This is a genomic window from Anaerobacillus sp. CMMVII, assembly GCF_025377685.1.
Classification (GTDB): Bacteria; Bacillota; Bacilli; order Bacillales; family Anaerobacillaceae; genus Anaerobacillus.
In genome coordinates this window covers 282,910-291,867 of record NZ_JACEHK010000016.1, presented here as the reverse complement: position 1 = coordinate 291,867, position 8,958 = coordinate 282,910, and the positions used below count along the sequence as shown (strand labels likewise).

The 8,958-nt window shown below is 32.1% G+C and carries 12 protein-coding genes; 5 read left to right on the top strand and 7 right to left on the bottom strand.

Features of this window, described 5'->3' with window-relative positions; translation table 11 throughout:
* Positions 1-52: 52 nt before the first annotated feature.
* The 5 genes from H1D32_RS21510 to H1D32_RS21490 all read right to left on the bottom strand — a co-directional run bounded on the left by H1D32_RS21510 (position 53) and on the right by H1D32_RS21490 (position 1,886).
* Positions 53-331, bottom strand: a complete 279-nt coding sequence (locus H1D32_RS21510) for a hypothetical protein (protein WP_261180240.1) — start codon at positions 329-331, stop codon at positions 53-55.
* A gap of 26 nt (positions 332-357) precedes the next feature.
* Positions 358-1,296 (bottom strand): recombinase family protein, encoded by a 939-nt coding sequence (locus tag H1D32_RS21505; RefSeq protein ID WP_261180239.1) that lies wholly within the window; start codon positions 1,294-1,296, stop codon positions 358-360.
* Positions 1,286-1,462 (bottom strand): hypothetical protein, encoded by a 177-nt coding sequence (locus tag H1D32_RS21500; RefSeq protein ID WP_261180238.1) that lies wholly within the window; start codon positions 1,460-1,462, stop codon positions 1,286-1,288. The genes H1D32_RS21505 and H1D32_RS21500 overlap by 11 nt, the downstream gene beginning before the upstream one ends.
* Positions 1,463-1,518: 56 nt before the next feature.
* Positions 1,519-1,653 (bottom strand): hypothetical protein, encoded by a 135-nt coding sequence (locus H1D32_RS21495; RefSeq protein WP_261180237.1) that lies wholly within the window; start codon positions 1,651-1,653, stop codon positions 1,519-1,521.
* Positions 1,654-1,754: 101 nt separating this feature from the next.
* Positions 1,755-1,886 carry a hypothetical protein gene (locus H1D32_RS21490; RefSeq protein WP_261180236.1) on the bottom strand — a complete coding sequence of 44 codons (132 nt, stop codon included), beginning with the start codon at positions 1,884-1,886 and terminating at the stop codon, positions 1,755-1,757.
* Between the two features lie 298 nt (positions 1,887-2,184).
* Between H1D32_RS21490 and H1D32_RS21485 the strand changes: the two genes are divergently transcribed.
* From H1D32_RS21485 to H1D32_RS21465, 5 genes are all read left to right on the top strand, one after another.
* Positions 2,185-2,619 (top strand): competence protein CoiA, encoded by a 435-nt coding sequence (locus H1D32_RS21485; RefSeq protein ID WP_261180235.1) that lies wholly within the window; start codon positions 2,185-2,187, stop codon positions 2,617-2,619.
* A gap of 284 nt (positions 2,620-2,903) precedes the next feature.
* Entirely contained in the window at positions 2,904-3,149 is a 246-nt protein-coding gene (locus tag H1D32_RS21480) for a hypothetical protein (protein WP_261180234.1), read from the top strand.
* Positions 3,150-3,677: 528 nt separating this feature from the next.
* On the top strand, positions 3,678-4,826 hold the full coding sequence (locus H1D32_RS21475; RefSeq protein WP_261180233.1) for a hypothetical protein: 1,149 nt from the start codon (positions 3,678-3,680) through the stop codon (positions 4,824-4,826).
* Between the two features lie 13 nt (positions 4,827-4,839).
* Entirely contained in the window at positions 4,840-5,379 is a 540-nt protein-coding gene (locus H1D32_RS21470; RefSeq protein WP_261180232.1) for a helicase HerA domain-containing protein, read from the top strand.
* Positions 5,361-6,569, top strand: a complete 1,209-nt coding sequence (locus H1D32_RS21465; RefSeq protein ID WP_261180231.1) for an ATP-binding protein — start codon at positions 5,361-5,363, stop codon at positions 6,567-6,569. Before H1D32_RS21470 ends, H1D32_RS21465 begins: the two co-directional genes overlap by 19 nt.
* Positions 6,570-6,701: 132 nt before the next feature.
* Here H1D32_RS21465 and H1D32_RS21460 read toward each other — a convergent pair whose 3' ends face one another.
* Both H1D32_RS21460 and H1D32_RS21455 read right to left on the bottom strand, forming a co-directional pair.
* A complete protein-coding gene (locus H1D32_RS21460; protein WP_261180230.1) occupies positions 6,702-7,373 on the bottom strand; it encodes a hypothetical protein in 672 nt (223 codons plus the stop codon).
* 381 nt (positions 7,374-7,754) lie between these two features.
* Complete coding sequence (locus H1D32_RS21455) at positions 7,755-8,921, bottom strand: IS256 family transposase (protein WP_261180229.1); 1,167 nt, start codon at positions 8,919-8,921, stop codon at positions 7,755-7,757.
* Positions 8,922-8,958 lie beyond the last annotated feature (37 nt).

The following is an 8,958-nucleotide window of genomic DNA, read 5'->3' as shown; positions in this document are numbered from 1 at the left end:
AGCTCTTCTTCTTTTAGATGGTTTAAGACTTTCACTTTGGTAACTAAATCTTTTAACTTAATTTTGTGGTTTTCACAAGAAGGAGCTGCTCTTTAACATCTTTCCTTTTTCGTTTTAAATCATTTAGGACAGTAACTTCTGCTTTATATTGATGGGTCAGGAAATATTCGGAAGGTAGTGTCGCAATCTTCATTTCCATTTTTTCAATTTTTCTATGTAACGAATGCAGCTCTACTTCTAATTTCAACAAGATGGAGTTTAATAACTTAATTGCTACCTTCTCTACCTTTGTTTCTTTTAGAGTAGCTAGAGAGGATTTTGCACAATTCACTAAAACTTCATTATAATCATCCAAATTTATTTGAATTTTCCGATGTTTATTTGAACAAGTGTACTTCCCAGACTCACCAACATGGCATTTTCTATAAACCATTTTTCGTTACAAATATCACAGTATGGATGCAAGACATTTTCGCCAGAACGCTCGTCCAAATTATTTTGTAATCTTTCAATAAATGGTTTAATAGCAACTTGTACAGTCTTGTATAGTTCTAGCGTAAGTAGTGGTTCTACATAAGATAACTTACTAAAACGGTTCCCAATTTGTTCATGACCGGTATAGAATGAATCCGTCAGCATTCGGAGGATATCAGTTGGTTGCTTCTTTAGTACTCTCGAAAAATGAGATAATAACTCGATAAAACTAGTAGCACTACTAACTTCGCTAGCAGTCTCAAATAATCGTAAAAGTGGCTCTTTGTAATGAAGTTGTAACGTATAATTCTTCTTTCCATCATCGGATTTGTTGGTATCAAGACCAAATTTCTTAGATGGCAATTTCCGATGACTCTCTGCAACCCTTCGTGCAATTGCTTTGCCTTCTTCTTCAATTAATATGCCGTTGAAACCCTCAACCAAATAGTTAGAGGTAAAAGCGGAATAACTGGCATCCGTTGTTGTAAAAACAACCTCTACATCATGGGTTATAAATAAATCTACTAGTTGGAGGTACTCATAAAAATTTCTCGCGAGACGACTTCTGTCATAAACATAAACCGTACTAACTTCTCCATTCTCGATTAGACGAATTACTTCAAGAAGTTTCTCTCTGTCTTTTAATTTAATTTTGTTAGCCGAGATTGCTAGTTCATTTACTTCAATGTACTCGTCGTCATCAAGTTGGTCGCGAAACTTCTTGTCGGCTTCGATTTGCATCTCCAAACTCTGATTTTCAGTACTTACCCGTCTAAAGAAGACCTGTAGCTTTTGTTGAAAAATTGTTTTGTTAACTGACATTTATATCATCCTTACCTTTGTAGTGTTTGCTTAATAGCAACGATTGAAGTTTGATTGGTAAATCTAGTTGTTCAAGTAATAATCGTTCTATTATTCTTTCTAACCAGATTTCACCTAATCGGTTCTCTTCTTCTGAAACAGTTATCTTCACATTCTTACTCTTCATAAACCCACCTCCAGTCATTAATTACATAATTGACTGAAAGTGGTTAATCTATACTGTTAATCTTCAAATTCAAAATTAAACTCTAGCTGATAAGATGCGATTTCTTTCTTGACATCTTTTCTCACGATGACAACTTTACAAGTTTTTGTACCTGGAACTTGTAATTTTTCTAGTAAGTTAGTATTTTTCATGCTTTTCACCATGTAACATCTGACTTACTTCGATAAATCTTTTAACTACTGACTCCGAAACATTGTTTTTCTGGCACGCTCTCTCAATCTGTGTATAAAAACTACCACGGGAACCGTTGTTGCTGTTGCTCACTACCAATCACTCCTTCAGCCTGAAGTCTGACTAATGTATTCAACTTTCGGTTACTACCGTTCCTAATTTTTTCTTCTTGGTGTTTAATTTGAAATCTCATCACTTTTTGCTCCTATTCATGTTGTATTTAATGACTAGTCATTTATTGTTTTCTGCAAGCTTGTAAGGTCATAATACACAAAAAAAAAGGGCTTGGACGCAAAACCGGAATTTATTTTTTCACATTATAAATTTATTTTTTTTAGCGAAAGTTTTTGGACGAATCCTGCAAATAGGGGTTTTATTTGGTATAATATTAATTTTTTTACATAACGTAAGATAGTTTTCGATTTTTCTTGACAATTTTCTCAAACTATATAAAACTTGTAAAAAAAGGAAATAGAAAGGTGTTGTTTACGATGCGAGAGGCGCTCCACGTTTTAGATAATGAGCCAGTTAGACTTCCTTTATCCGCAACAACTGAGGAAATTAATAACTTTAAGAAATTGGCTGACAAGGACCTTTACCAATGCCCATATTGTCATGCAAAACTAATTGTTAAGTCTGGGGAAGAACGGGGCTTGTACTTCTCGCATCAACATTCGGAATCTTGTGAGATATCAAGAAAAGTAGATAAGGCTGAAAAGAAGTACTCTAAACAAGTTGCCCGTGAAACTAAGAAACATAAGGTTATAATTGACATTATTTATGATGAGCTTGTTGTTCAATCAAAAATAAAACCAAATATCGAAGTAGAATATGGTTTTAAAGCAATGCCTGACCTTAACGAATATCCAGATATTTGGGTTAAAGTAGATAATAAGGAGTTGCAGTCTCTATTGTTACTGACGTAAATGCTAATGAGGACAGTAAATTAGCAAACCGAATTATCAAACGTCATGAGAATTTTTTTGACAACGGTCTCAAGCCATTATGGTTTATTGAAAAAAAGGAGCAATCCATAGAAAAAGAAAAAAGTAGTATTGTTTTATGGGATGCAGAATTAAAGATTTCATTAAAAACTAATGAGGATAAAATCTGGGATTCACATTTAGGGGATATTATTCAAAACCGAGAGTTTTTCAAATATTTTAATTATCCAGTTTCAATGGAGAACTTACAGATAGATGTAAGGAGTATGTACTATATCTATTCAAACGATGAACGAATTGTAGTTAAAGTTCAACGATTCCTAAAAGACCGCGCAGTTAAGCCTTACCGTGCCTTTATGTTAAATGATGGATATGAAATCCCTTTTGCAGATGCATTAATAATTAACAATGAGTTCTTATTAAGTAAGCCTGAATTAGAGGAAAAGAAGCGTGGACAATTTTCCCAAAAATACTTACAACTAAACAATCATTTGAGGAACAGCTGCGTTTAAAAGAGGAAGCAGCTCGGTTGGAGCAGGAGCGGTTAGTGAAGTTAGGAGAAGCTAGAAAACTAGAAACCATAGAGAAAGAGAGTAATATTAGGAAAATACAACTAAATCGTAATACGCCTTTAAAGGCTGAACATCCAACATCATCAAAAAGGAAAATGATAATATTTCCTATAACTCACTTAAGTCACTTTTAAAAGAAAAAATTAATTTAACTCAAAGGGAACAATGGAGTTGTGGAATGAATACATTCTTAAGAAAAAGTTACGCCCAAATGTAATACTGGATTTAGTTATAAAGCATGAATGTAAATCATTCGATGGTTTACGATTATTACTCCATGAAAAAACGAAAGGAATCAATTAACTACTTCATATTCCCCATACCATTTATATATGGACTTTGTATTTTTTTATTATATTTTTTATTAATCTCTTCTACAAATTTATGATAAAATATTCCAATTTTATATAAATAAAGTAAAAAACTGTGATATATTGTAATAAAATGTAGAATAAAGAAGGTGATGATTTGGTTGTTGTTAATGAACATCTAACTGCCACACAACAAGAAAGAGATGGAGGTTATTACGCAGTTAAGGGATTTTTATACCAATTTGACTTAACCATAATGAAAATACTCGAAAATCCTGACTGCGAAATTAGCTTTGAAAATCAACAAGATATCGATTATGAAGAATTTGTTATTCAGGTCAAGCATAAAGAAACACAAGTATATCAACCTAGCAAAATAAAAGCCCCTGTTATCCAGCTTCTAAAACTTTTTGACATCAATAGAAGTAAAACCTTTTGCTTGTATTGCCACTTTAAAGACACACCACAACATGATAAGCAGCTTTCATTGGAAGAACTAAATACGATTTTAGGAAAAGAAGGAAATTCGTTTTCTACGGAACTTAAAAATTATTTCATTAAATCATTTACACTAAAGTTCCTTCATGATTATGAACAAACCTTTATTAATTTAATTGAAAAGATAAAAACTGTCTATAGACTAAAAGCTAGAAACGAATCCCTTATATACCACTCAATCTTTCGTTCTGAAATACTTAGGTTAGTTATTAAAGAAAAAAAGTTTAGAATTTTAAATAAATTAGCCTTGGATGAACTTATAAAAAAAACTCAGGATATAGTCTTTCATTCTGTTTATGATAACTACTTGACAAAAGATTCCTACGAGGACTTTATCAGAAAAACGTTTTTTACCCAAAGAACACCCAATTTACAAAATTTCGAAAGGCTATTTATTATTGACACGAGTGGCTACTGGGATTTAACTGACCTTCAAAGCGTGATTTACAATATTAGTAATAAATATTATAGAAAAGAAAAGTCTCCTGCCCCTTACATTTGTTTTCAAAATATCAACAAGGACACATTAAATATAATTAAGCAAGATTTAATTGATGCTGGTCTATCATTTTGTGATGGTACTTATTTTAATGGTGATAAATTCAGGTTAGATAAACTAATTACGAATAACTGGGATAATAAAGTGAAATTCATTGACCGTGAATTTTTAGAGCAACTAGTTAAAAGCAAAAACATCCAAGAAATTTACCAATTTTACACTGAGAGCAATTTTGAAATAAATACAAATTACAAACACATCAAAGTACAACTAAATGACATAACTCAAGTAAATAAAATCCTAAAATAAGGAGGAACTATAAGTGACTAATTCTATACAAGAAAAAATTGCAAAAGTGGTTCAAGTGTTGCCAAATAAAATTAAAATTCAAGTAAAAGATATAGAACGTTTTAAAATTGAAAATGAAAAATTTGCTGTTGGCTCATATTTAAGAGTTTCAGATAGTGAAGATTGTGCATTAATAAGTATAATTGAGAATTTTACCATTGAAAAAGAAGAAGATAAGACTAGCAACTATATTCTAGAAGCTACTCCAATCGGTTTTCTTGATAGTGATGGGACGTTTACTAGAGGTGGCAACAATATCGCTATCCCACCTACTGATGTTGAATTGGCAAGAAAAGATGAAATTCAAAAGATTTACAATTTTATAGATGACCAGCGGAAATTCTGTTTTTCAAAACTTTCCCAAGATAATGAAATTAATGTACCTGTAAATGGCGATAAGTTTTTTAACAAGCACATCGCAGTTGTAGGCTCTACAGGTTCGGGAAAATCGCATACTGTAACTAAAATTCTACAAGAAGCAATAACCTCAAAAACGTGGGTTATCAGGGTATAAATAATTCCCATATTATCCTATTCGATATTCATTCAGAATATAAAAGTGCCTTTCCAACTTCAAACTATATTGATGTAGAAAAATTAATTTTACCTTATTGGTTAATGAACGGAGAAGAACTTGAAGAGTTATTTGTAGAATCAGGAGAAAATCAGTCTTATAATCAATCGTCAATCCTAAGAAGAGTAATTACTAGAAATAAGCAAAAATTTAATGATTACGATGAGAATATCACATTTGATACGCCAGTTAAGTTTTCTATTCACGAGGTACTAAATTGTATAATTAACTTATCTAAAGAAACGCGAAAGTCAAAGCAACCAAACATCGTTTGTTTACAAGAAGAAAAATTATTTGAAAATGAGCAAGATAAGTTTGATTTTTATTTTACTGATGATTTCGAATTCCAGGAAACAAAACAGGGTTCAATTAAGAACGGCACTTATAATGACGGTACATTAGAAAAATTTATTTCAAGAATAAGAAATAAAATAATTGATAAAAGATTAGATTTCTTATTTAGTGAGGCTGCATTAAATAGTTCATTTGAAGACACTCTTAGACAAGTGATTGGTTATACTTCTGAGAAAGAAGCAAATATTACAATATTAGATTTAAGTGGTGTTCCTTTTGAAGTGCTGAGTATTACAGTATCACTAATTTCTAGACTGTTATTTGAGTATGGTTATTATTACAAAAAACTGGTAAACGAGCAACCAGAATTGCAAGTTACTCCGTTTCTTCTTGTTTATGAAGAAGCTCATAAATATGTTCCAAAGCTTAAATCAGCTAAATATAACGCCTCTAGAACATCCATTGAGCGAATTGCAAAGGAAGGAAGAAAATATGGTGTAACCGCAATGATTGTAAGCCAAAGACCATCTGAAATTTCAGAAACCATATTTTCCCAATGTAGCAATTTCATTTCAATGAGACTTACTAATCCTGAAGACCAGAATTATGTTAAACGTTTATTACCTGACGTTGTTGGAGCAATTACAGATTCCTTATCAACTTTAAAAGAGGGAGAAGCGATAATTATTGGAGATTCTATAATTATGCCGTCACTAGTTACTATAGATAGATGTGAACCACAACCATCATCAAACGATATTGCTTATCTTCAAGAATGGAAGAAAGAGTGGCATAACACTAATTTTGAAGAGATAATAAAAAAGTGGATAAAATAGTAAAAGGAGTGCAAAACAATTGCACTCCTTTTTATTGTCATAACTCAACTTCCATTATAATTTATTGTCTATACCAAGTATAATGGAGCATTAACTTTTACGATGGTATCGCTATTACCATTCTCTTTTATTTTAACTTTTAAGACTATTTATTTTGTAAGGATTTATTATCCCATGATTGAAGGAGAGTATACCTGACTCTATTGGTCTATAGCCTGTAACTATTACCAAAGAGTTTAATTGAATGAGTTCGTATATTCCTTTACTCTTTTCAAATTGGATGTAATGATTGACATCTCTCCAGAAAACATCATTGTGATTTATTGATAGTCTTTCATTACTTATATGGTCGCTTGCAAAATCACAAAAAGGTATATGAGTATTTAAAAACTTAAAGGAAAATTGGTCAAAATATATTTTTCCTAAACAATCATCTTTCCCTATAAAATTCATGGCTTCTAGGCAAACTGTTTCATTACTAGGATATTTTTCACCGTCTTTAAAAAAATTTACTAATACTATTGAAAATGGGTCTTCAGCAAATACTAGTTTATAATTCATATATGGCAACTCTTTTAGAACTGTATCTGCCCCCGAACCATAAAGACCGTAGTCAAAAGTTGAAATAACCTTACTTTTATCATACGCTTCAATAATAACTTCTTTCAACTTAGAGTTTATACTTTGTGGAGAGGATAATATTTCTCTAGAAAGTGGAATTTCACCTTCAAAAGCTAGCATTTTCCTATATACCAAGTAAGTATGTTCATATTTTTTTTCTGCCCTCCATTTAATTTCACTCATATTTCGCACCTCCTAAATTCGACAAAAATATATTAGTATCCACTAGTTGAATATAAATCTAGTATATCCCAAATAAATCCCAATAAGTCGAAATATTCTCTGAAACACCATAAAAAAACCTATTTTCGTAGAATAGGTTTTCTAAAATTGGTCAAAGTTAATATGAGGTAAACACTACTACATCTCAACACACCTAAAGGAGTTGAGATGTAAATGAAATGTGCTGTATATATAAGGGTTTCAACAGATAAAGAAGGGTAGCGTCAAGTATTTTGTGTAAGCATTAAAAGTAGGGCCCTATGAATTACTTTAGTTAGTTTCTGAATTTTCAGTCATGTATGGGCGGGGGAGCCCGTACATGACTGAAAATTTTTCCATTTTTTAGTTATATCGTTTAGTAAACATTTCTTGTAACTTTGATTTTGATTGTGCAAATCCAGCAGATATTCTAGTTGACCATTTGTCATTCATCGATTTAACTGTTAGATACAAGATCTTCTCAGCTGCTTTAATATCAGGTAGGCTATTCATTGGTTTTACACGTTTTCGAAACTCTTTTATTGTTCTTTCAATCCAATTAGTTGTATAAATACCAGATCGGATATCCATAGGATATTTCATAAACGTCAATAACACTGGCAGATCCTGTTCCCAGGATTGAACTTCTTTTGGATACTTTTTAGACCATTCTTCTTTAAACTTCTCAAATTGAATTTGAGCGATTTCTCTTGTTGGAGATTTATAAACTAACTTCACTCCTTCAGATATGTCAACTTGGTCTTTTTTTCGTACTTGGTTTAAGGTATTTCTTACTTTGTGAACCACACAACGCTGTACATCAGCTTTAGGATACACAGCTAGGAAAGCCTCTTCGAGGCCGCTTAATCCATCAAAAACTCCTAATAAAACTTCTCTTAAACCTCGCGTATACAAATCTGCTAAAATAGTATGCCATCCAGTTGAACTCTCACGTCCCCCTACGTAAAAGGCTAGAATTTCACGGTGACCATCTTCATTTACCCCCATGACAACATAGACAACTTCTTTATCCACCGTATCTCGGCGAACTTTAATATACATTCCATCTAAATATAGTACAGAATATCTCTTATTTAACGGACGTTTTTGCCAAGCTTCAATATCTTGATGCACAACTTCCGTTATATTACTAATCGTTGTCGCGGAGTTAGTTGAGCCGACCATTCTTTCTACAAACTTACCAACATCACGGGTGCTCATCCCAGTTTGGTACATACGAATAATGGCTTCTTCTAACCAACCATCTCTACGCTTGTAAGGCTCAAATAATTGAGTCTTATATTCTCCTTGGCGGTCACGAGGTACAGAAATATCCTCAATTTTACCGTATTTTGTGTCCAATGACCTTTCATAGTAACCGTTACGTTGAAGCCCTTGATCAGGTTTCTCTACTTCAATAAAATTCTTAATTTCTTCTTTTAAGTATAGCTCCATTTTATCTTTTAAAAAGTTTTTTACTAAATCTTCAAGTTGATTCGTAAATTCGTTAGCAGGTATAATAGATTTCATAGTAGGGTTTTTCCTCTCTGTTTGGGATGTCGCAATT

Coding starts and splice junctions, on each gene's coding strand:
- H1D32_RS21485 (WP_261180235.1), top strand. CDS start 2,185: ATGCGAGAGGCGCTCCACGTTTTAGATAATGAGCCAGTTAGACTTCCT.
- H1D32_RS21490 (WP_261180236.1), bottom strand. CDS start 1,886: ATGAGATTTCAAATTAAACACCAAGAAGAAAAAATTAGGAACGGTAGT.
- H1D32_RS21455 (WP_261180229.1), bottom strand. CDS start 8,921: ATGAAATCTATTATACCTGCTAACGAATTTACGAATCAACTTGAAGAT.
- H1D32_RS21495 (WP_261180237.1), bottom strand. CDS start 1,653: ATGAAAAATACTAACTTACTAGAAAAATTACAAGTTCCAGGTACAAAA.
- H1D32_RS21500 (WP_261180238.1), bottom strand. CDS start 1,462: ATGAAGAGTAAGAATGTGAAGATAACTGTTTCAGAAGAAGAGAACCGA.
- H1D32_RS21480 (WP_261180234.1), top strand. CDS start 2,904: ATGTACTATATCTATTCAAACGATGAACGAATTGTAGTTAAAGTTCAA.
- H1D32_RS21505 (WP_261180239.1), bottom strand. CDS start 1,296: ATGTCAGTTAACAAAACAATTTTTCAACAAAAGCTACAGGTCTTCTTT.
- H1D32_RS21460 (WP_261180230.1), bottom strand. CDS start 7,373: ATGAGTGAAATTAAATGGAGGGCAGAAAAAAAATATGAACATACTTAC.